This is a genomic window from Ferroplasma acidarmanus Fer1 (assembly GCF_000152265.2).
GTDB lineage: Archaea > Thermoplasmatota > Thermoplasmata > Thermoplasmatales > Thermoplasmataceae > Ferroplasma > Ferroplasma acidiphilum.
Window position 1 is genome coordinate 974,542 of the sequence record NC_021592.1, and the last position, 23,244, is coordinate 997,785.

The 23,244-nt window shown below is 35.6% G+C and carries 25 protein-coding genes; 18 read left to right on the forward strand and 7 right to left on the reverse strand.

Annotated features, from left to right (window positions below; all coding sequences use genetic code 11):
• Nucleotides 1-75: 75 nt before the first annotated feature.
• Both FACI_RS04880 and FACI_RS04885 read left to right on the forward strand, forming a co-directional pair.
• A complete protein-coding gene (locus FACI_RS04880) occupies nt 76-939 on the forward strand; it encodes a ribose-phosphate diphosphokinase (protein ID WP_009887020.1) in 864 nt (287 codons plus the stop codon).
• Nucleotides 936-1,508: an endonuclease dU gene (locus FACI_RS04885; RefSeq protein ID WP_009887021.1), complete on the forward strand. Its 573-nt coding sequence runs from the start codon at nt 936-938 to the stop codon at nt 1,506-1,508. The genes FACI_RS04880 and FACI_RS04885 overlap by 4 nt, the downstream gene beginning before the upstream one ends.
• A gap of 95 nt (nt 1,509-1,603) precedes the next feature.
• On the opposite strand, the gene FACI_RS04890 is transcribed toward FACI_RS04885, so the two are convergent.
• Nucleotides 1,604-2,965 carry a transposase gene (locus tag FACI_RS04890; protein ID WP_009886912.1) on the reverse strand — a complete coding sequence of 454 codons (1,362 nt, stop codon included), beginning with the start codon at nt 2,963-2,965 and terminating at the stop codon, nt 1,604-1,606.
• Between the two features lie 153 nt (nt 2,966-3,118).
• Nucleotides 3,119-3,946 carry an SMP-30/gluconolactonase/LRE family protein gene (locus FACI_RS04895; protein ID WP_009887022.1) on the reverse strand — a complete coding sequence of 276 codons (828 nt, stop codon included), beginning with the start codon at nt 3,944-3,946 and terminating at the stop codon, nt 3,119-3,121.
• Nucleotides 3,947-4,110: 164 nt separating this feature from the next.
• Here FACI_RS04895 and FACI_RS04900 point away from each other — a divergent pair, with 164 nt between their 5' ends.
• From FACI_RS04900 to FACI_RS09780, 3 genes are all read left to right on the forward strand, one after another.
• Nucleotides 4,111-4,428: a Rieske (2Fe-2S) protein gene (locus FACI_RS04900; protein ID WP_009887023.1), complete on the forward strand. Its 318-nt coding sequence runs from the start codon at nt 4,111-4,113 to the stop codon at nt 4,426-4,428.
• Nucleotides 4,428-6,101, forward strand: coding sequence for an FAD-binding protein (locus FACI_RS04905; protein ID WP_009887024.1), 1,674 nt, complete (start codon nt 4,428-4,430; stop codon nt 6,099-6,101). Before FACI_RS04900 ends, FACI_RS04905 begins: the two co-directional genes overlap by 1 nt.
• A 347-nt stretch (nt 6,102-6,448) precedes the next feature.
• Nucleotides 6,449-7,030: a hypothetical protein gene (locus FACI_RS09780; protein ID WP_009887025.1), complete on the forward strand. Its 582-nt coding sequence runs from the start codon at nt 6,449-6,451 to the stop codon at nt 7,028-7,030.
• A gap of 2 nt (nt 7,031-7,032) precedes the next feature.
• On the opposite strand, the gene FACI_RS04915 is transcribed toward FACI_RS09780, so the two are convergent.
• Complete coding sequence (locus FACI_RS04915) at nt 7,033-7,506, reverse strand: NOB1 family endonuclease (RefSeq protein WP_009887026.1); 474 nt, start codon at nt 7,504-7,506, stop codon at nt 7,033-7,035.
• A 122-nt stretch (nt 7,507-7,628) separates the two neighbouring features.
• Here FACI_RS04915 and FACI_RS04920 point away from each other — a divergent pair, with 122 nt between their 5' ends.
• Complete coding sequence (locus tag FACI_RS04920; RefSeq protein ID WP_009887027.1) at nt 7,629-8,378, forward strand: sulfite exporter TauE/SafE family protein; 750 nt, start codon at nt 7,629-7,631, stop codon at nt 8,376-8,378.
• On the opposite strand, the gene FACI_RS04925 is transcribed toward FACI_RS04920, so the two are convergent.
• Nucleotides 8,373-9,146, reverse strand: coding sequence for a HesA/MoeB/ThiF family protein (locus FACI_RS04925; protein WP_009887028.1), 774 nt, complete (start codon nt 9,144-9,146; stop codon nt 8,373-8,375). The two genes, FACI_RS04920 and FACI_RS04925, sit on opposite strands and share 6 nt — an antisense overlap.
• A 144-nt stretch (nt 9,147-9,290) precedes the next feature.
• Between FACI_RS04925 and FACI_RS04930 the strand changes: the two genes are divergently transcribed.
• Together FACI_RS04930 and map are read left to right on the forward strand one after the other, a co-directional pair.
• Nucleotides 9,291-9,821, forward strand: a complete 531-nt coding sequence (locus FACI_RS04930; protein WP_009887029.1) for a DUF6789 family protein — start codon at nt 9,291-9,293, stop codon at nt 9,819-9,821.
• Nucleotides 9,822-9,873: 52 nt separating this feature from the next.
• Nucleotides 9,874-10,749 carry a type II methionyl aminopeptidase gene (gene map, locus FACI_RS04935; RefSeq protein WP_009887030.1) on the forward strand — a complete coding sequence of 292 codons (876 nt, stop codon included), beginning with the start codon at nt 9,874-9,876 and terminating at the stop codon, nt 10,747-10,749.
• Here the strand turns inward: map and tmk are convergent, their stop codons facing one another.
• Nucleotides 10,750-11,370 carry a dTMP kinase gene (tmk, locus tag FACI_RS04940; protein ID WP_009887031.1) on the reverse strand — a complete coding sequence of 207 codons (621 nt, stop codon included), beginning with the start codon at nt 11,368-11,370 and terminating at the stop codon, nt 10,750-10,752.
• Nucleotides 11,371-11,466: 96 nt separating this feature from the next.
• Here tmk and FACI_RS04945 point away from each other — a divergent pair, with 96 nt between their 5' ends.
• From FACI_RS04945 to FACI_RS04985, 9 genes are all read left to right on the forward strand, one after another.
• A complete protein-coding gene (locus FACI_RS04945; protein WP_009887032.1) occupies nt 11,467-12,045 on the forward strand; it encodes a CBS domain-containing protein in 579 nt (192 codons plus the stop codon).
• On the forward strand, nt 12,038-12,595 hold the full coding sequence (locus FACI_RS04950) for a CDP-2,3-bis-(O-geranylgeranyl)-sn-glycerol synthase (protein WP_009887033.1): 558 nt from the start codon (nt 12,038-12,040) through the stop codon (nt 12,593-12,595). Before FACI_RS04945 ends, FACI_RS04950 begins: the two co-directional genes overlap by 8 nt.
• Nucleotides 12,589-12,939, forward strand: coding sequence for a peptidyl-tRNA hydrolase Pth2 (gene pth2, locus FACI_RS04955; protein WP_009887034.1), 351 nt, complete (start codon nt 12,589-12,591; stop codon nt 12,937-12,939). Before FACI_RS04950 ends, pth2 begins: the two co-directional genes overlap by 7 nt.
• Before the next feature lie 108 nt (nt 12,940-13,047).
• Complete coding sequence (locus FACI_RS04960) at nt 13,048-14,106, forward strand: DUF763 domain-containing protein (protein ID WP_019841563.1); 1,059 nt, start codon at nt 13,048-13,050, stop codon at nt 14,104-14,106.
• A gap of 444 nt (nt 14,107-14,550) precedes the next feature.
• The gene (locus FACI_RS04965) at nt 14,551-15,024 is read left to right on the forward strand and encodes a hypothetical protein (protein WP_009887036.1); all 474 of its coding nucleotides are present in this window, start codon (nt 14,551-14,553) and stop codon (nt 15,022-15,024) included.
• 66 nt (nt 15,025-15,090) lie between these two features.
• Nucleotides 15,091-16,044: a M48 family metallopeptidase gene (locus FACI_RS04970; protein WP_048074053.1), complete on the forward strand. Its 954-nt coding sequence runs from the start codon at nt 15,091-15,093 to the stop codon at nt 16,042-16,044.
• Nucleotides 16,019-17,041 carry a stage II sporulation protein M gene (locus FACI_RS04975; RefSeq protein WP_009887038.1) on the forward strand — a complete coding sequence of 341 codons (1,023 nt, stop codon included), beginning with the start codon at nt 16,019-16,021 and terminating at the stop codon, nt 17,039-17,041. Before FACI_RS04970 ends, FACI_RS04975 begins: the two co-directional genes overlap by 26 nt.
• A gap of 198 nt (nt 17,042-17,239) precedes the next feature.
• On the forward strand, nt 17,240-19,195 hold the full coding sequence (locus FACI_RS04980) for a hydantoinase/oxoprolinase family protein (protein ID WP_009887039.1): 1,956 nt from the start codon (nt 17,240-17,242) through the stop codon (nt 19,193-19,195).
• On the forward strand, nt 19,192-20,724 hold the full coding sequence (locus FACI_RS04985; protein ID WP_009887040.1) for a hydantoinase B/oxoprolinase family protein: 1,533 nt from the start codon (nt 19,192-19,194) through the stop codon (nt 20,722-20,724). The genes FACI_RS04980 and FACI_RS04985 overlap by 4 nt, the downstream gene beginning before the upstream one ends.
• 113 nt (nt 20,725-20,837) lie before the next feature.
• Here FACI_RS04985 and FACI_RS04990 read toward each other — a convergent pair whose 3' ends face one another.
• Together FACI_RS04990 and FACI_RS04995 are read right to left on the reverse strand one after the other, a co-directional pair.
• Nucleotides 20,838-21,422, reverse strand: a complete 585-nt coding sequence (locus tag FACI_RS04990; protein ID WP_148285729.1) for a hypothetical protein — start codon at nt 21,420-21,422, stop codon at nt 20,838-20,840.
• Nucleotides 21,423-21,488: 66 nt separating this feature from the next.
• On the reverse strand, nt 21,489-22,016 hold the full coding sequence (locus FACI_RS04995; protein WP_009887042.1) for a winged helix-turn-helix domain-containing protein: 528 nt from the start codon (nt 22,014-22,016) through the stop codon (nt 21,489-21,491).
• A gap of 174 nt (nt 22,017-22,190) precedes the next feature.
• Between FACI_RS04995 and FACI_RS05000 the strand changes: the two genes are divergently transcribed.
• Complete coding sequence (locus tag FACI_RS05000) at nt 22,191-23,117, forward strand: IS5 family transposase (protein ID WP_009887043.1); 927 nt, start codon at nt 22,191-22,193, stop codon at nt 23,115-23,117.
• The last annotated feature ends 127 nt before the right edge of the window (nt 23,118-23,244 follow it).

The window sequence follows — 23,244 nt, forward strand, 5'->3', positions numbered from 1 at the left end:
ATCATATATTCCATGTTAAAATTTAACTTAACAAAAACCTTTTTTAAAAGTTTATAATGGAGTATAGATAATAAAATGTATATTGTGCCCTCATCTACCGCTTATAATGTATCCAGGAAACTGGCAAGTATTTTTTCATGCAACGTTTCCGGGGTTGTCAGGAAAAGATTTCCGGACAATGAAATGTATTTGAAGATTATTGACGATGTTAAAGGAGAGGATGTACTTCTTGTGGGAAACACAAGGAGTGATCAGGATATAATTGAATACCTCCTGCTTCTGGATGCTATAAAGGAGGAAGAGCCGAAAAGTATAACTGCAGTGGTGCCGTTTTTCGGGTACGCAAGGCAGCATATGAGATATAATAACGGCGAACCGGTGTCTTCAAAGGTTTTTACACAGGCAATAAATCAGTATGCTGACAGGATTATAACTGTTGAACTTCACGATGAGCAGACACTGAATTATTCTAAAGTTCCATTTACCGATATTAAAATTATAAATCCAATATATAAATATTTTATGGATAAAAACATAGATTTTGTTATATCCCCTGACGATGGCGGATATGAACGCGTTAAACTGATGGGTTCAAAACTGGGCATTCCTGCCTATTATATTGACAAAAAAAGAATTGATTCAACCACGGTAAAAATGACCCTTCCGGAGGAAGACTATAAAGATAAGAATATTCTTATTCTCGATGATATAATTTCAACCGGGGGCACAATAATCAAAGCCTCCGGGATGTTAAAAGACAAAGGTGCCAGAAACATATATGCCTGCGCAATACATGGCGTATTTGCAAACAACAGCAATGAGAAAATAGAGAGATATGTAAATGAGCTCACTGTAACAGATACCATAGAAACAAAATATAGCAATATAACAATTTCAGGGGAAATCGCAGAATCCCTGAAAGACAAGATAAGTATATGAAAAATGGGCTCAGGGTTCTCGGGCTAGATGATGGCCCGTTTAACCGGAATTCCGATACAAAAACTGTTATGGTAGGGGTTTTAATGAGATTAAACTCCTATGTTGAGGGAATCTCAACAGGAACTATAACGGTTGATGGCATGGATTCCACGGAAACTATAATGTCTATGCTAAATGGGAGATTCAGCAAAGATATAGATTTTATAATGTCAAATGGGATAACATTTGGCGGTTTCAATATTATGGATATCCCGATGATAAACCGGTTATCAGGAATCCCAATAATCTCAATAACAAGAAAGAAACCGGATATGGATTCTATGTTTTCCGCACTTAAATTGCATTTTTCAGATTATATGCAAAGAACAGAACTTTTAAAAAACACTTCAATAAATAAAATTGAATTTTCTGGAAAGACAGTGTATGCAAACTGTTGCGGGATATCTGTGAATGATGCCCTTTATCTTATAAAGAAAACCACTATAATGGGTAATATACCTGAACCTGTTAGAATGGCACATCTCATAGCAACAGCCATTGTAAGTGGAGAAAGCTATGGAAAAACATAAAACACTCAAAATATATAAATAAATATAAAAAATCTAATTTATTTGCTGCTTGAAATACAACCAGTATGCACTTTACGTTATCCTCAGTTTCACCCTTAACTCGGCACATTTTTAGGGAACAGCTCCGGTTTAAGTTCCAGGATTTCGGCAAGTTCCCTGACTTTCTTTGGTATCTCTGCCATTATAATTTTATCACCAATGTCAGTAAGGTATATCTTTGACAGCTGCAGAAGAGCATCCTTTACACTAATTTTATTGTTGATTTTCTTTTCCTTTAACAGTTTCAAGAGCCTGTAATATGCAATGAGAGATATGAAGGAAACAAATACATACCCTTTTAAAGTATCGTCACCCCTCAGGTATGGTGTATCCACCTGTAAAAGGTTCTTGAATACATCGAATGACTCTTCTATGTCATTCCTGAACTTGTATAATTCAAATATTGACTGCGGCTTTTCCCTTACATTGGTAATAAGTGCAATCTTTCCTGCCTTTTCAGGTGAATATAATGGTTTCTTTCCGGAGTCAACAAGCGAATAGTACTCATTCTCCTCCATGGCTCTGAGCATTATATCCTCGAATACATGAATATCATAGTTTTTTATTGTAGTGGAAGAGTATCTTATAGCCCTTTTTCTGAACATGAAGAAATTATCTCCATTTATGGAATAGTCAGGGAGCTTTGAATCCCTCTTCAATGGCGTTATAAAGTACAATCCATTCGTATCCATTTTACCAAAATTATTATCATCTATGAATCCACGGTCCATAACGAATAATGTTCCAGTATGGACTTCCTGTTCTGTCTTTCTTAATGTATCAATATCTGCAACACTTCCCGGTACCAGGCGAATATAGCATGGCTCATTCCTTAACCTTGAAAATCCCATAATGATCCTTATCATTGGAAGATTGATGTCATTGTTGTTATGCCCGAACTCAGCCATCCTTATTCCGGGTGAATAGGAGAATAAAGCTGATGTATCATATGCTATGATCTCATTCTTTTTCATCAGTTTCATATAGATACTCTTCTGCTTATCCTGATCCTGCCCTATGCGCTTTAACATAGCTGACAATGATTTTGGTGATAGTTCATGTATTGTTCTGGAGAGCCATGTTTTCTCTACCCATGATTTTATGGACTTCAATGGCATTGGAAATATTAGCCTGTTAAGGGAGAATGCAACGAGCTTCATATAATCATCAGGATATTCTTCCCTTAATAATGACAATACATCTTTCATAAGGGAGAACACAAGCTCCAGATGGCCAATCTCATATATTCCATGGATTGATACAATCTCTCTTACCTTTTTAGGATTCTCTATGTCACCATTAATTACCTTTCCAACATATTTGGAAACCTTGTGCCTTTTACTGTGTTCTGAATCCCATACCATGCTGCTTTCATATACGTAATTGTATTTCCCTACCTTTTTAATTTCCCTTGTCATGTTCTGTATATAGGGAACACATATAAGCAAATAAATCTTTCGCCAAATACTGGATAATAATTCAAATGTTCCCTAAATAAGCTCGGAGTTTAGGTTTCACACATTAATCATTAATATCTTAATTCATAGCATAACATTTAAGATCAATATAAATCATATGAATTTATATTTCTCAGATGGAATCCCGGAAATCTCATTTTTAATTTTATAAAGATTTCCACCATCTCCATTTTCATCCATAGCAGTTGTAATATAAAGGGTTTTTAAATCATCCCCTCCAAACACGCAGGAATCAACATTTTTTGCACTCACATAAATTTTTTTTATAACCTTTCCATTGCTGTCAAAAACTATTACAGACGAACCACCATGGAAGGCTACATATAAATTGCCCATAGAATCTATTGTCATACCGTCCGGTACACCAGGAAATACTGAAACATCTATACTTTCCATTTCATCAAGAATAGCCGAATTCCTATTATCATAGTTAAAAACCCTTATTTTTCTTGTGGGAGAATCTATATAATACATAATTTTTTTATCGTAATTCCATATTGTTCCATTTGATATGGTGATCCTGTCAAGCACTTTACTCTCTTTATTATCAAATCCATATAGTGAACCAAGGGGGTCTTTTTCATTCATATCCATAGTACCGGCGAAAAGAACTCCGTTCATATCGCATTTGCCATCATTGAATCTAACAATCTCATCGAATTTCATCTTAAAAATAGTTTCAACTTTTCCACTCTTTAAAATTAAATGTTTTATAGAATCCTTTGTGGCAAAAATCAGTCCATCATCGCATGGGACTATGAAAGGTATAATACTGTCAGTATGCAGCTGAGTTATATTCTCACCATAAGAGTATATTTTTCCGTTTAATATATCAACATAATATAGCAACCCATCTCTCCATATTGGGGATTCCCCCAGTTTTAACTGTGGCGACTCATGTATTAATTTAGCTTTTAACATGTAAACATTATTACATTAATGCTATATATTCTTAGCAGATAATTTTTATCCCGGTAATTATTATTCACGATCAGGTGGCAAGGAAGCCCACGTGCTCTAGCCACGGGTAGTTGACCTGCAATATCCCAGAAAAGTTATAATACCTATAATCATTCATAAATATTATGTGGGAAACTCTGTTTAAAATGGATAAAATTGAGGACAATGCCTTGAAGGATATTACAGTAAAAGGGGTTCCTTTGCTTGTATCAAGGATAGATGGGAAAATATATGTCACAGATCTGTACTGCACACACGAGCAAACCTCCCTTTCTGAAGGATTCATAGAAGGTTGCAGTGTTGTATGTTCCGCCCATTTTGCTTCGTTTAACCTGAAAGATGGGAAGGTTATTTCAGGGCCTGAAGGTGAGACCGGAACAATTAAAGATTTGAAGTCATACAATACAAAGATAGAGAATGGGATGATAATGGCGGATATATAATGAAAATCATAGTTCTGGTTAAACAGGTACCTGATGTCAATGCAATACGATTTGACGAAAAGACTAAAAGGATAATAAGGGCAGGGGTAAAATTATCATTTAACTCCTATGATAAAAAGGCAGTTGAAGCAGCAGTAAGGCTGTCAGAAAAATATAAATGTGAAACATACGTTGTTTCTATGGGCCCCGGGGATGCCAGAGATGTACTGAACGATTCAATGAAAATGGGAATTAACCATGCTATACTGTTAAACGATCCAAATTTTGCAGGTTCAGATACCTATGTAACATCCAGGATTCTATCCTCATTAATAATGCACATTAGCCCGGACATAGTTTTATCCGGCAAATCTTCACTGGATGGCGAAACATCCCAGGTTCCTCCGGAAACAGCAGAGATGGCAGGATACAACTTTGTTTCAAACGTATCATCAATAGAAATAGCCGAAAATAGGGTAATAGTGGCCAGGGATGAAGATAATGGCATAAGGAAACTGGAAGTTTCATTTCCGGTATTCCTCTCAGTCAGCGAGAAAATTAACAGGGCAAGGCAAATAGACCCATCTGCAAAGGTTGAAAATATTGATATATATGACTCCAGATTTACCGCATGGAAGGGAAGTGATTCGCCCACAAGTGTGGTTGATACATTTTCAATGGCCAATACAAGGAATAATAAATTTATTACTTTTCAGGAATTTCTGGGAATACTTAACTCCTCGGGAGAAGTAAAACAGGATCCAGACTATAAGATTCTGGATGACCCGGCAACAGAGGAAATTTTTCTGGGGTTAGCAGTGGACGATCCAGGGACATCCCTTGAAATTTCTTCTAAAATAGCAGAGATTGGAGGCCATAGAATAGTTGTAATAGGGAATATAAACCCATCCAGGCTGAATGGCATGGCATGCCACAAATACATATATCTTGATAACTCAGACTATGTTTCATTTTCTGAATATGTTGCGGAATTTATAAGGAAAAATAAAGTGCGCCACGTTCTCGCACCCTCAAATCTTAACGGAAGGGACATATCATCACACATAGCTGCATCTATTGGCCTTGGCCTCACTGCAGATTGTGTGGATATAAAATTTGAATCAGGAAAAATGGTCCAGTATAAACCCTCTTTTGGAGGTGGCATAATAGCAGTCATTAAATCAAAAACTGAACCTGATATGGCAACTGTGAGAAAAGGCATGTTTCCTATTAAATTCAGGAGCAAATCATATGATGTGCAGACCGTAAATCTGGAAAAAAATGAAAATTTCCACGAAATTGATAACACACCCATTGACAGCAATCTACATCCCCTTGATACCCCTGTGATATTTGGAATCGGCACAGGCGTGCATGCTGAAGATATCCCGCACATTCTGGAAATAGCGGAAAAAATAAACGCTTCTGTTGGTGCAACAAGAAGGGTGGTAGATATGGGAAGAATTCCCAGGCAATTCCAGATTGGCCTTACCGGAATGTCAATATCACCTTCCTTATATGTTGCTCTGGGCATATCGGGATCTGATAACCATATAGTTGGCATCCGATACGCAGGCAAGGTAATGGCTGTTAACAACAATCCTGATGCAGATATATTTAAACATTCAGATTTTGGCATGATTATGGATACGCATGAATTTATTGAAAACCTCTATACGTTTGTTAATAAATAATAGGGGAACTTTTAGATTCTTACAGATAATTTATTTTTCAATACGTCTGTCATTTTGATCAGAAATACTTACCGATGATATAACGGTAAAGAAGCAATAAAAAACTCTTATGTAATCATCATTTCGCAAATTTGTCCGGTTGTTTTCGAGCTCGGTCCTCATATAATCAAATGGCTATGCACCTTTCTGATTGTACATTAAATAAATATTTTCTGGATTGCCAGCAATATTTAGCATCATTGTAACTATGGAAACATGGGAATAATAAAGAGTAGAATGTATGTTCCCTGTAAATTTGTGGAGTTGAGGTTTAGAAATAATAATTTACTACCCCGGTATTAACTATAATGGATATGCATAATGTCACCATAAATTTTCCAAAAAATATAGTTCTTGAAAATGGGGAAAGTATACATATTGAAAGGGATAAAATTACTGACGAGTCATTGTTTTCAATGCTATTTCCGGAGAAATCTACCGATCGTATTGCAATAAATCTCATAAAAAATGGATTCCACGACGCAACTCCGAGTTTTTTCAAAGGCGAGAAATACAGTATGGCTAAAGAAATAGCGTTTCCATGGGAACTGCACATCAGGCTCTTTAATTATGGTAAGCAATATGGAAAAATGTTTGCGCACGTTGAAATATCAAGAAAATACTTTGAACATCTTTTTATAATACAACCCTCCGTGTTTGAGCCCTTTGAATTTTATAAGAGTATATACCGTGAATTCAACGTTATGTATGAACCATCCGGAAAAAAAGTTAAAGAATTCAAGAATTATTATAAAGTTAAGCTCATACCACCGGAAAATCTTATAGAGTGGATGCCACTTGTTTTAAATTTATATAGCAATTTCTCCCAGTACAAGGAAAAAATCAGGGAAATTATTGATGTAATAGATTTTGAATTGCACCGTAAATAAATCTATTTTTTTGAATAGCGCTTCACATCATGCCCGCATATGGGGCATGTTTTAATATATTCATCATATATTTTATGGCAGCCGGTACACCTGTATTTCCATATTATGCCCTTTTTTATGCCAGATATCCCGCCTCCTGAATAGGCAATCCCACAATATTTTGCAACATTCTGTATGGCATAATCGTCTGTGATTATTATCCCATTTAATTCAATTGCAAGTGCGAGCACATCAATATCAGTGGCACTTAGCGCATTGTAATCCCCGGTACTTAAAGCTGCTTCACGGGCTTTTGCAATATACTCCTTTCCAGGGCTGCGTGTCGTTATATTCGCTACTTCAAGGATCTTTTCAAGTGACCCTTTTTTTATTTCATTGATAACAGACTCAGGGTAAACATAACCATCCTCTGAAATATTGAGATTCCCAGATAACATTGCTGAGGTATCTATAATATATTTTTTCTTCCCTTCCACATGGCAAAATATTATTATTAGTAATAAATCTACCTTAAACAATACATAAATGATTTTCCATTTTTAATAGCATATTTTAACTTCTGTGTAATTTCGATCCCATGTTACTGGTATACATTATTATGCTCATTATAGGAATAGCCGTTGGCGCCCTGACAGGAATTACCGGTAGCAGTGGCGTGCTTGTTGTTGTTCCTGTCCTTTCATATATGGGAATCAATTTTAAAACATCTGTAGGTACAAGCCTGCTGGTAGACGTGGTAACTACAACAATTGTGATATATGTATATCTCAGGAAAAAAACCCTTAATCCCGGAATAGGTATAGTACTTGGAATCGGTGCAATAATTGGTGCACAGCTTGGCTCCCTTATTGCAGGAATATTGCCTGTGCTTCCACTGGAAATCATTTTTACTGCCATGGCAGCATATATGAGCTATTATGTGATTAAAAAATCGTACAACATCGATAGCCATGGGGTCAGAAAGATGGAATTAAGCCGTAATTTAGCGTTGATAATCGGTTTTGCCCTGAGCATCCCGGTTGGCATTCTCACAGGGGTTATAGGAACCAGTGGTGGAATTATGTTTGTTTTAATTATCATGGTATTTTTCTCAATGAAGGCACAGAATATGGTAGGTACCGCAACACTTGCAATGTTTCTGTCCGCAGCAAGTGGTTCTATAGGTTATTATGACATAGGGCATATTGACTTCCTGGCAGCAATACTTATAGGTGTTGTGGCACTGGTTTCCGGCTATTATTTCTCAATATTTGCACATAAAATTAAGCAGAAATATATATACCGGTTTATAGGCGTTGTCTTCATAATTGTGGTCATAAGTGAAATTGTGAAGATTGTTGTCCTATAGAAGAATTGATTTTCCTATGCCCGAATATTCTTTACCGAGGTACTTATAATCCTTATCATGGCAACACCTGCATTTACTGTTTCTCTCAACATTTATTTTATTAATTTCAAAATTGAAGGCATCTATAAAATAAATGCTGCCATCTATTCCATAATCCAGTAAAATTTTCACGGCAAGGTTGACACCATATGATGCGATTAGGGCCGGCACAGTATTCAATACACCGGTTACTTCACATGATGGCAATTCAGCAGGTTCACTGTTAAAGCAGGCATAGCATGACGTTTTTCCCGGTATTATAGCTTTAAATTCACCATACATTTCTATAGCGGATGTAAACACCCATGGTATTCCGTATTTGTCACAGGCATCATTTATTATAAATCTGGTGGTCATATTGTCTGTTCCATCAAAAACCAGGTCTGCTGAATTTACCATATAAGCCAGAGAGGAATCAAAAGCACTATTATGGAACTCAACCTCCACATCAGGATTAATTTTCTGCAATTTTTTTGCTGCTGTTTCCGCTTTGTACTCTTTCAAATCATCCATATCATAAAGTATCTGCCTGTGAAGGTTTGTAATCTCTATCCTGTCCCTGTCCACAAGTATTAACTTCTTAACTCCTAATCGTGAAAACATCTCTGCCGCAGCACTCCCGGTGCCACCAAGGCCAATTATGAGAATAGTTTTTTCGAGAAGCTTTTTCTGGTTAGCTTCTCCAATTTGCTTTAAAACAATTTGCCGCGAATACCTTTTCATGTCCATTGGTACTTATTATAACAATAACTTAAATATTTTCAGGTTCAATAAATCGATGCCACTCATAGTTTATAATATTAATCTATAATTAATATATGTGTTCTATAATATATAGAGCAAAATTTAAATATGTAACTATTATAGTCTAATATGGGAAAGGCAGGTTTGGGGGCAAAGGCCGGCGTTGTTGCAGGCCTTGTATATGGTATTTTAGATGGCATATTTGCATATGTAGTGCTGGTAATATTTAAAACGGACGTAATGAAAGTTATGTCTACCTTAGCAGCAAAGGAAACTTCACTGGGCATAAAAGTCACAGGTGCACAACTATATTCTACAGACCTTACACTTGCACCTGTAGAGGGTATAGTAGGAGGCCTTATTATCGGTATCATCCTTGGCATAATATTTGCTTATACACATAATAAAATACCGGGCAAGAATATGATTATAAAAGGTGAGATTTTTGGTCTTATTTTATGGATTATATTTGATGTGCTTATCGGCGCAGTAGATATCAGTACATACGGACTTACATATTATATTGCATCCATTGCATTTGATATTATTCCTCTGGTGGTATTTGGATTTATCCTGGGCACACTATATAATAAATGGGAAGTTAAAGATACACCGGTGACAGATGAGGAATTTAATAAAATGAATTCAGGAAATCTTTAATATTTTCCTAAGATAACTTAATGCCGGATAAAGAAATAAATGTAAGATATTTATGGATGCCGATGTAAAAAATAAATATATTCTCGCCGGCAAAATAGGCAGAGATGCACTGGAATACGCTCAAACACTCATAGAGCCAGGCGCATTATTCTATGATGTTGCAGAAAAAGCAGAGCAATTTATCCGGGATAAGGGTGCTGTACCATCATTTCCGGTCAATTTATCCATTAACAATGAAGCCGCACATTATACACCATATGAGGGGGACAAAAAGAAATTCAAGACCGGTGACCTTGTTAAAGTAGACCTCGGAGCTATGGTAGATGGCTATATGTCGGATAACGCCGCTACCATTGAAGTTGGAAATACCGGTAATTACAGTGACCTGATAGATGCAACAAGGGATGCCTTGAACTCCGCCATAAAAATACTGCGCCCACTTATTAATATATATAGAATTGGAGAAGAAATAGGCAATGTCATAACATCCCGTGGATTCAACCCTATAAAAAACCTCGGTGGACATGGAATTAACCGCTATGATCTGCACTCTGAAATTTTTATACCAAATTATGATGACGGGAACGATGAAACAATAAAAACGGACAAGGTTATTGCAATTGAACCATTTGCCAGCACAGGCATAGGAATGATACATAGCGGGCAGATGGGGAATATTTACATTATTGACAAGCCAGGGGTAAGGGACAGGGATGAGATTTTATATAAAAATTTCAATACGGCTCCATTCGCCGAAAGATGGGTTTCCAGGCTGATGAAAAATGACCAGGAATATATAAGGAAGAAAATGTCAACAAAATATGTTTCAGGATTCCCTGTATTGAAAGAACACAGCAAGTCGATGATAGCCCAGTCAGAACATACTATCATGGTATTGGGAGACGAAATAATTGTTACAACAAAATAATTATTTTTCAATAGTTTTATTTATTATATTTTTGGCCTTATAAAGGACATCTTCCATTGGGCTATTTGCATTTATTCTCTCAATTTTTATCTGTTTTTTGGTAAACATTTCTATATTGCCCAGGAAGTATTCATAGTAATCCTGTATTGCTTTCAAACCTTCCTTCTCCTCCAGAATTGATAATTGCTTTCCCCTGAAATTCAAATTTTTCCTGCTATTCCTTATTCTTTCCAGAGCAACATCCAGATGAGCATCCAGATAAATTATCATATCTGGCAATTTTAGCATTTTTGACACTTCCAACATCCAGAGTACCGTTTCCTTCTTATCCCCAAAAAGTTCCTCAATCATGGGCCCCTCATAGGCAATGGACGATGCAAGATACCTGTCGCATATAACATTTTTAAATCCGTTTATTTCATCCTGGTGCTCCAGCCTGTCATATGTAAACAGGAAAAAATTATAAAATGAATTGAAGGGGGTACTGAGGGTTTTCAGGTTTGCCAGCTGGAATTTATCTGTCGGCTCCCTGGTGAAGTGAATGTTATCAAATATTTTCCTGAGTGAATTTACAAGTGTTGTTTTTCCTGACCCGTCAATGCCTTCTATAGTGATAAACATTAAATGGTTATAATTAACGGTTATAAATTATTATTTATGTACCATGTCCATGGGAATTTAAAATAATTATTAATAGTAATTAATTATAACATATAAATGCTTCCTAGTATTGAAGAATTAAGAAAAATGCGAAAATCACTGGGTATAAGCCAGAAAGAACTGGCCCGTATCAGTGGGGTCAGCCAATCTTATATCGCAAGGCTGGAGAAGGGTGAAATCAATCCTGCATACGATAAAGTAAGAAAAATTTTTGAGTACCTCAACAATTCTGGAAACCGTGCCAAGGATATAGACATAAAGGCTGAACTTATAATGACAAAAGACGTTGACACATGCGAGATGAACGATTCTATAATATCAGCACTTAACAGGATGAGGGAAAAAGGATATTCACAACTTCCTGTTGTAACATCGGATAAGAGGATTATAGGAACTATTACAGAATCCAATATAAACGACATGTTAATAAAAGGGACAAGCATAGAATCGCTGAAGCATCTCATAATAAAGAAAGTTATGGGCAGCGTTCTCCCGCAACTTGACAAGAATAGCCCTATATCCATGATATACCCGCTTTTAAAATACTCCAATGCCGTTTTAATAGTTGATGGGACAGAACTTAAGGGAATAATAACAAAAGCAGATGTGCTTAAAGCAGTTGAAACATATGGGTAATATAGTACTTTTCACATTATACGCAATCATTCTATTTGCTCCTGCGTTCATAGCCAATCCCGGTGCCGTAATAACCGGCGGGCACTGGGTAATAGACCGGGGAAAAACATACAAAGGCAAACGCATACTCGGGGATGGGAAATCATGGTCAGGATTTATAGGTGGCTCATTTATAGGAATATTATCGGGCATAATAATTTATTATATTGTTATAGTGTTGAAAATTCCATATCCTGATTACGGAAAAAACATTATAGACGCCATACTCGTCCTTATACCAATGAGTTTTGGCTCACTTCTGGGGGATATGTCCGGGTCATTCATAAAGAGAAGAATAGGGATGAAGCGTGGCGCTCGTGGGTCAATACTGGACCAGTGGCCATTTGTTATAGTATCTTTCCTGCTAGTATTCATATTTGCAAGGGGATTTTTTATGCAGCTCTATGGAGACCTTATACCTGTTGCTGTAATATTGATTATAACGCCGCCAATACACAGGGGCGTAAATATACTGGCATATAAATTTAAAATGAAGGATGTTCCATGGTAAAAATGGTAATTGCTGTAAGAAAAGACCTCGCAATGGGGAAAGGTAAAATAGCCGCCCAGGTGGCACACGCAGCGGTAGCTTGCACACTTATTTCTATGAAAAAGAATAAAAAAACTTTTAATGAGTGGTATGAAACAGGGCAGAAGAAAGTAGTTGTAAAGGTAGATAACCTGCAGGAAATTTATAAAATCAAGGAAGAGTGCAAAATCCTTGGAGTTATAAGTGAAACAATAACCGATGCAGGATTCACGCAGATTATCCCAGGCACAGTAACATGCATAGGCTTAGGCCCTGATGAAGACGACCTCCTCGATCAGATTACAGGAAGTTATGGATTGCTTTAGCCATGCATCCTGTTCAAACAATTTCCCATATTGAGGTAGATTTGTCGAATATAAACCAAAATTTCAGGAAATAAAAAACTATATATGTTTTATGATTGATGTTATACAATGCAAAATCATGGTTCTTCAATAATGCCATTGCATTACGGGCATCCTCCGGAATACCTCTATAAAAGAATGGTAAAACTTGGTGGGATTATATCAGACCTTATGATTCAGAATTACAGTGAAAACTTCTTCCTTGAAAAAATTGCAGACCCGTTCTGGTTCCATTCATTATCCCTTGCAATTGGATTTGACTGGAACTCCAGTGGAACAACAACTGCTACACTGAGTGCATTAAAAGATCATATCAATAAGGGCGATAGTTTAAGAATTATAGGGGGCAAGGGGAAGCATATGGGAAATATAGGGCAGGAGATCGCCAAGATTGAATCCGAAGGAAATGTTGAGGATAAATATCTCTACCGGATAAAGAAGGATGCGAAATCAATAGCAAAGGTCGATGAAAAGCTGCTTCAGGACGGATTTAACCTTTATATGCAATTTATTCTGATGGATTATAAAGGAAATTATACAATAGTCAACCAGGGAATGAATACTGTTTCAAGCCTTGCCAGACGGTACCACTGGAAAAACAATGATATTTCTTTATATGATGATAAACGGAATGGCATTTCTGGCTATGAAGAAAATATTGCACTTGACCTTTCAACCAAAAAAAGTGAAAAAAATAGGGAAGGAATAATAAATATAATACAGGATAATCCCCTAAAATACAGCAAACAACGTTCTCTTGACAATTTTATGGAATCAGCACCTGTTCTTGACATGAATTATAAAATTAACTGGCAGAAAATGAAAGAACTTTACGAGTATAATCCTGGCAAGTTCGATGAATTAATGGACATGCCCGGACTTTCCAAATCAACTATAAGGGCACTTTCATATCTTGCTGAAATTGTTTATGGAAATAAACCATCCTTTTCAGACCCGGTTAAATATTCTTTTTGCCTTGGTGGGAAGGATGGCGTTCCAAAGCCCGTGAATATAAACGATTATGATGAAGCTATAAAATTTTATAAGGAAATACTTAACGGAAACAGCAACTATGCAGAAATATCAAAGCGCCTTGCCAGAATGAGCTATAGTCTATCCAGTAGATAGAAAATCAATTTTTTGCTGGGTACTATTTATATGCAATATTTGGTCTCCTATTCTAAAACTTGCTTTCTGGAGCCTTACTATTGGAATAACGTGTATGGCGTGTGTAAATAGTCGGTGCAATTTTGATAGTTGTCAATAATATAATTGATGCATAGCCAGCAAATACTGATGCTTAAATAGCTGATACTATAGAGACCGTGTCCATAATTTTGTGTAAATATAAACTCTATACTCTCAATGAATTTAATAATTAAAGAGCAGAGAAAGCCTCGTTTTTTGAAATTAATTCGACTAATAAGTAGGAATAAATTTATTAATGAAACTATTTCTGGATATTACAACTACAGGGTATAACAAATAATTTAAATTATATAGTAAGACATACAAAGAATTTGGCTATATAGAAAAGTTTAAATATAATTTATATATATATATATATATATTATGTTTGAAATAAACATAGTTGAGAGTAGTGTATTCTACCATAAAAGAACAGGGTTATCTTCAAACATGGCAATTGGGTCCATGCGAAAAGATAATAGGGAGCACTACAAGAGAGTTGCAAAAGCTATTGTGATGGTATCACTCTTCTGTATGATAGCGGGAGCAGGATACTTAAATATTGCCGGAGTTCCTATTATTGAAGACGCGAGTCATATGCTTCCCGGAGCACTAGTTAATACAGGTACGTCACATGGAAATTTCTTATATTATTACTTCACGCATGGTCATTTTCCTTCATCATCCACCTGGTTTAATTGGTTAACTGTTACTATGGGGCTGGAACCCTCGATCGCAACTATTGTCGCTGATGCATTAGGGGCTGCAGGATGGATTACAGCAGCAACTGCAGATACAATTTTAGCGGCAAGTGGATATGTTGGTGCGGCCATTGGCGCTGCGATAGCAGCTTATTAATAACATAGATATGAGATGAATAATTTCCAAAAACACATAATAATCGGTACATTGTATCCGATATCTATGTTTTTATTTATACCATCAATTATTATTTATCATTTTATACTGTTAATATGGTTACTCACTCTTATAGGTTCAGAATTTGTAGCGTTTATTCTCGTTTTTTTAACATATCTTATTGACAGGAAAGATAAGGGTATATCGGCAACATTTGCCGAATATCTAAAATTTAATATCTATGGGCCACTATTCGTGCTCATATTATTCTTTATGTTCGTTTCCGCATATTATATTATGACTCATATGTATATTGAGACTTTATTATACATAAATATTGCATTTGTCATATTCCTACTTCTGGTACTGTTTCAACCAATCTCAAATATAAAATATAATAAGACTCCATCAATAGAAAATAACGAAGACCCAAAGATACAGGCAATACTTAAGGTTTTTAAGGATTACAACATAACACCACACATAAAAATAATAGATACAAACAGCGTTAAAATAGCAAATGGATACCAATCGGACAAATACTATATTTATATTACAAGTTATCTGTTTTCAAATCTGTCACAGATAGAATTAGAAGCTGTTGTGGCACATGAAATAGGGCATTTAGTCATGAAACACAATTTAAAACATTTTTTGATTGACTGGTTGGCACTGGTAATTGGTATTAACGGTTTCCTGTTTGCATTGATTGAAAAAAGATTTTATATACTGATTCCTATCTCAATCGCTTACCTTTATATTTTTATCATATTGATATTTCCATTATTACAACGGAAAGATGAAGTTAAAGCCGATCTGTTTGCCTGTAAAGTCGTAGGCTCAGATGCTGTTAAATCAGCTCTTGTGAAGATAGACAACCTCAATAAGACCCCGTTAAAGTTTAGTCCTAAGTACATGTATACTTTTTCTTTAACTCTCGGTCATCCATCTACCAGTGTCAGAATAAAAAAAATCAATGAATGGAGTTATAAGCATGGTGAAGAAAAATTCCCAAGTTGAAGTAGCAACTTTCTTTCAAAGGACATTTGCATACATTATAGATCTAACTCTATTAATTTGCATAACATCATTTATTCTTTATCCTTTACATAAGCAGTTTGAGCTTTTTGATTTAGTGGAAGTTTATTCCTATGGCACTGCTGGAATTACTACATCATATGCCGATAAATTACTGATTTCATCTATAATATTTGTTCTTGTTTCATTTGTATATTTCTTTTTTGAAATATATGGAAATTTCTCATTGGGAAATAAGCTTGTCCATGGCAAAATAGTTTTATTGAAAACGAATAATAATTATATAAGCAAAATATTAACGAGAACCGCCATCAAAGCATTCCCAATTGCAAATATTGTAGATTCTCTCGGTTTGCTAAGGAAAAGAGAAAAGCCACAAAAATTTACTGAACAGGTATTCCATATATTTTATGTTGATAATGCTAAAAAGAAGCATATATATGATTACATACTTATATCAGCAATATTGTATTACCTCCCATTATTCACTATATCTATCATAACTTTAATGATTGGTAAAACATATTTTTCAGGTGGCTCTGGTTCGATAGCACCCTATCACAATCCCACATTTAACCAATTGAATAATATACTAATTGGGAATAACACATCGTATGATCTTCAATTGGAAATTGGTGGGCTTTTTTTGTTAATACCTACAATTTTTGTATTATACACTTCCTCACTACTGGAGGGGTCTATAATGGGTATGGCACTTCTTGGGAATAAGTACACTTTTGCGGATAAAGTCCTTCCACAATTTTTCCCGGAAACCTTTGCATATGTTTTAGGAATCGCATTTGCAATGTGCGTGGTTACAATTGTAACCAGTTTTTTAGAGAATTACATTAAAGGAATCAGCTACAAAAAGTTTCAAAGCATTTTAAAAGCACAGATACCTATGGGAGTATTTTATTTTGCCACTTCTATGTTTCTCATATTTATCGCCGCTAATATAGAATCTTATATGTTAAGGTAAGGCAAACGCATTAAACTAAATTCCATTCAATGGACCTCATTGTGATAGTGTACATGAATTTGAATCGCTGTAATTTCGAAAAGTCATGTAAAACTCTAATCTACCTTTGCGTTAATAAATGGTAAAAGCCATCAATATATAGTAAAAATTTAAAGTTTCCGTGAAAATATTAATAATGTAAAAGCTAATCCCAAGTATATGGTTACAGTATCAATTGATATAGGTGGGACTTTCACTGATATTATTGTAATAGATGAAGAAATACACTATTATAAAGTTCCAACAACGCCTGCCAATCCTGAACAGGCTGTCATGGACGGATTAAGTAAATACCTTAATAAAAATATTGATGAGTTTGTGCATGCAACAACAATCGCTACAAATTCACTGCTGGGGCAGTATGGCCTTGAATTGCCAAAAACCGCCCTTCTGACCACAAAGGGTTTTAAGGATGTAATAGAAATAGGAAGGCAGAACAGGCCTGAACTTTATAATCTTGATTTTCACAGGCCCAGATCACTTATACCATCAAAATTGCGCTATGAGTTAGATGAACGTACTGATGTTAATGGGCATATACTTAAAAAGGTTGAAACATCTGATCTTGAATCCATAAGGGCATCTATGGCTAAAAATAATGTAAAATCCCTTGCAATATGCTTTTTGCATTCCTATTTAAGGCCTGAAAATGAAATGAATATTAAGAATTATTTATCAAAATACTTTGATAATATTTCCATATCATACGATGTTTCACCGGAACCCAGGGAATATGAAAGGACATCAACTACGGTTGTTAATGCTGTCCTTATGCCTGTGGTTTCGGGCTATCTCAAAAGATTGAAGTCTGTACTGGATAAATTCGGTTCGCCGGAAATAAATATGATGTCCAATGCAGGAGGCCTGGTTTCCGTTGATGAAGTTATTAAAAAGCCGGTCAATATAATAGAATCAGGGCCAGCAGCAGGGGTAATTGCAGCCAGTGAATTTGCAAGCATTCTTGGCATTGACCATGTAATAAGTTTTGATATGGGTGGAACAACATCAAAGGCAGGTACGGTTATTAACTATAATGTGGACATCACCGCAGAATATGAGGTTGGCGGATCTTCACACCATGGGCGTATAGTGAAAGGATCCGGCTATCCTGTGAGGTTCCCATTTATAGACCTTTCAGAAGTGTCATCAGGCGGTGGCACAGTTATATGGAAAGATAAAACAGGTGCACTTAATATAGGGCCTATGAGCGCAGGGTCTGAACCGGGGCCTGTTGCATATAACAGGGGTGGAAAAGAGCCTACACTTACAGATTCAAACCTTGTCATGGGCATTATAAATGATAAAATGTCTGGTTCTGACAAAATATTAAGGAAAGACCTGGCTTTAAAAGCACTCCAGAAGCTGGGCGATCCATATGAAGTGGCCGAATCAGCCATTAAGCTGGCAAACCTTGAAATGGCCAGGGCCATAAGGCTTGTTACTGTTGAAAGGGGGCTTGACCCTACTGAATTTACATTATTTGGCTTTGGCGGGGCAGGGCCGCAGGTTACCATGCCTGTTGCTGATGAGCTCGGAATAAAAAATGTAATAATACCTCCAGAACCTGGAGTATTCAGTGCTCTCGGGCTAATGCTTGCAGATATAAAATACGAAGCCAGAATGTCATATCCCGAGGATCTGAAAGCCGGATTCAATGAACTGGAACAGAGGCTTACGTACCAGGTAAAAAATCCTGAATTTATAAAATATGCCGATTGCAGGTACGTTGGGCAGGGGTCAGAGCTTACAATACCTGTTGAAATAGTAGACAGGGATGAGATCATAAAATCCTTTACTGATACCCATAACAGGACTTTTGGCTTTACACTGGATCGCCCGGTTGAAATACTTACTATCAGGGTTTTTGCAATAAAGAAAAGGGTAAAACCTGATATGCATAGTGTAAAAAACAAGGAACTGGCTCCACAGAAGAGAAATGTATACATAAATGGCAAATGGGAAAATGTTGAGGTTTACCAGCGGAATTCATTGCCAGTAAAGAAGGAGATAAAAGGGCCATCTGTAATTGAAGAAGATGGGTCAAGCACCTTTGTTCCGCCTGGATGGACAATATTCCGCGGAGAAAATGATGAATTGAGGGCGGTGAGATTATGACTGATTGGGAAATAGTTGGAAAGGCTACACAGTTTATAGCAGAGGAAATGGGAGTTGCGTTAAAGAGATCGGCCATATCGCCTAACATAAGGGAAAGAATGGACCACAGCTGTGCAGTGCTTGATTCAGAAGGGCGCATAATAGCACAGGCAGAACACATACCTGTACATCTAGGATCATTTAAAATCGGTTCAAGAAATATTATAAATTATATGAGGGAAAAGAAAATTACATTGAAAGAAAATGAAATGCTCATAACAAACGATCCATATATTTCTGGCACACACCTGAACGATGTTACAATTATAGCTCCGGTATATGATAATAATAAACTATTCTGTTATGTGATTAATAAAGCACATAATGTAGATGTTGGCGGCCCTGTCTTTGGCAGCCTTAACCCGGAGGCACGCAATCTATACCAGGAAGGGCTTATAATACCACCGGTGGTTATAACCCCGGACATTATCAGAATGATACTTGCTAATTTTAAAGACCCGGAAACAGCCAATGGAGATCTTAATGCCCAGATATCCGCCAACAGGATGGGGATAAATAGAATAAAGGAGTTAATGGCCAAATACGGGTCAGATGAGATAAAATCATCATGGAATTCACTAATAGACCATTCCAGAGAACTTTCGTTAATGGCACTCAAAGAATGGGAGGCAGGTGAATATAAGGCAATAGATTATCTTGAAAAGGGAATTGAGAAAATAAATATAAATATAAATTTAAAAATAAGTGCAGGTGGCGTGGTAGCTGATTTCGATGGCACGCATGGGGAAATTGAGTATCCACTGAATGCAGTAGAAGGTGTCACGTTCTCTGCTGTGGCATATGCAATAAGAAGTGCAATGCAATATTCTATACCCACCAATGACGGCTTTTATTCCGTGATTACTATTAAGGCCCCGGAACGCTCTCTGGTAAATCCTGAAAGAAATTACCCTGTCTCAGGAGGAAATGTTGAAACAACCCAGAGAATAGCCGATGTTACATTAAGGGCATTAAGCGAGTTTCTATATTATATCCCGGCTGCCTCATCAGGGACAATGATGAATCTTATGCTGGGCGGGAAATATGGAAACAAATACTGGTCTTACTATGAAACAATAGGCGGTGGCAATGGCGGGAGGTACGATTCCAATGGAGAATCCGGGATACATAGCAATATGACAAATACTTTGAACACTCCAGTTGAAATAGCTGAAAAGGAATATCCATTCTTTTTTACAAAAAATAACCTGAGAAAGAATAGTTATGGCAAAGGAAAGTATCACGGCGGAGAAGGTATTGTAAGGTCATTCAAGGTACGCAGCAGAACCTATATATCGGTTATTGCAGACAGGTTTATAATACCACCATGGGGGCTTCATGGAGGTTTCCCTGGAAAAACCGGAAAAATTTATATACTCAGCAATGGTCGCAAGAAGTCCATGCCGAGTAAATTTTCCACCGTACTTGAGGAAAACGATGAAGTAGTAATTGAAACCCCGGGTGGAGCAGCATACGGGGAGAAACAATAACTTCCTTATATTCCACGTTCTGCTAAAATTTATCTATATTTCCACTATTTAATATTATTATAAGTATATCTGTTGTAGATACACCTGATGATAGGCAAAACAAATCAGTATATCTATTTAAAATTCATATTTATATTTTTTATTATGGTATTTATATTATGAACCCTGATGGACGAAATGGTGGTGAATACTATTACTGATAAAATAAAAACAGCCAGGAAGGAATATAGCATGCCAAAAATAAACTGGCCATGTATTTCCATATATCTGCTAAATCTGTAAAAATAGTATATCTGGTATAAACTGATTATTACAATACCATACCAGACAAAAAAATATTTGACCCACTGGAAATTTTCTATGACAGCAACAAATTTTTTTGTTAGATCATCCTTTTTGCCAAGGAATTTGTAGATGCTTGTTATTGCATTTTCGGCGTCCGGAATAATATTTTCAAATAAAGAATCCACCGAGTCCAATTTTCCATCATTAAGATTTTCTATTATCAAGTCCATGTTATTGAGTAATTTATCATTGTAAATGAAAACTATAAATGACTTTATAAATTCCATATCTAAAATATTTTCAACATTCTTAATTCTGTTATCCATGGCATTTAATAGATGCTTTATGTACATGGTTAGTAAAATATACGAAACTCCAAAAACCAGGATCAATGTAATATCTAATACATACACAATAAATTAGATATGCCGATTACTTATGCACTATGTAAAATTAATATGTACCACTGATATTTTTAATTACATGTTTCTTATGCTCTCCAGTTTGTGCATATATTCTATGCCATAACTGGTTATTTTATACCTAATTGTTTTGTCCTGTTCAGTCGCCTCAATAATTTTTTTCTCAATCATTGAGTCTATCAAATCAATGCAATATTTGTAGTTCAAATTACATCTGTATACAATATTTGTAATATTTAGGTCTGTCTCCCTAATTGTTTCAAGTATGTTTAATATAATTTCATCTTTATTCCTTCTCCTATTTTTGTCTACACTGTTCTCCATCAGCCAATTCTTATGGACCTTAATGCTTATTTCTAAATCTCCGTTTAAGAGTTTAATAGTTTTCATGAGGCTAATAGAATATGTGTTGCAATAATATTTTATCTTTTGATCAATAATTCCAGAATAAAGTGCTATTTTCTTAACAGTATTATTTTTATAAAAATTATTCACTTCCGATAAAATTTTCAGTTTATTATTTGTGTTGCCTGATAGATTAATCAGGACCAATTTTATATCTCCATCAAATACAAATACAGACATACCCTCTGAAATCTTCTCCAGCGTAAAAATGAAATTCCCACTATTGTTATTTATAAAAATATCTCCCAGTGTTAGTGTGTTGCATAATTCATTTCAATTTAATAATTATTCCATAATAAATTTAAAACTTAAAAGGAAAACCCCCTATATAGTGAAATATAGGGGTGATTTGCTTTGACTCCACAAATCAATAATAAAATAAATAGAAGTATAAAAAGGTACTGGATTGGATCAAACAGGAGATGGGAAAAGTATAATGAATCACTTGCAGATAGAATAGAATACCTTGCAGATCTATCATTCATAAGGGATTATGATTCTCTATTGGAGGAAAATAATAATGGTAAAATAGGACATCCATACAAAGTACCCGATGCATTGATAATGTATTTAGCTAGATTAAGATCTATATTCAATGTTCCATTCAGGTCACTTGAAGGCATGTTAAGGTCCTTAGCAATTATAGCTAATATAAAATCAATATCATATAGTGAAATATTCAGGAGGATAAGGAGAATTAAGCCAGATCTGAATAGCAATATTAACAGTAAGCTGGATTGCATTATAGATTCTACTGGCTCTAAGATAACAATAAGGGGAGACTATTTAAGGCATAAATGGCATAGGAAAAGGAATGGATGGCTCAAATTACATGTAATAATATCATTAAAAGATGTTACTGTATTATCATTCACAATTACAGATGAGCATACACATGATTCTAAAGCTGCTAGAAAACTATTGAGTAAAATGAAAAATAATATTCTAAGAATATTTGGAGATAGGGGATATGATTCAAAGTATATTTACAATATGTTCGGATATAATGCAATAATACCTCCCAGGAAAAATGCTTCTACCAAATCCAGAGGTTCATCCACAAGGGCCAGGATTGTAAGATATATTAAAAAGAATTCTATGGAACAGTTGAAAGAGAACAATAGCTATGGCAAAAGGTGGCTCGTGGAAATATATTTTTCAGGATTAAAAAGAGTAATGACAGAGATAATTAAAGCTAAGAAAATAGAGTATATTATACAGGAATTAGCTCTTAAGGTAGTCAATTACAATATTATGAGGGGGATGACACATGCCTATTAATTATGCAACACACTACATTTTATGAATAACATTTATGTTTCATTTATTTCTCGAACTTACTGTGTAACCAGTAGCTTTATTTATCCATATTTCCATAGCATATTACAGATCTTGCAATTTATCCGGA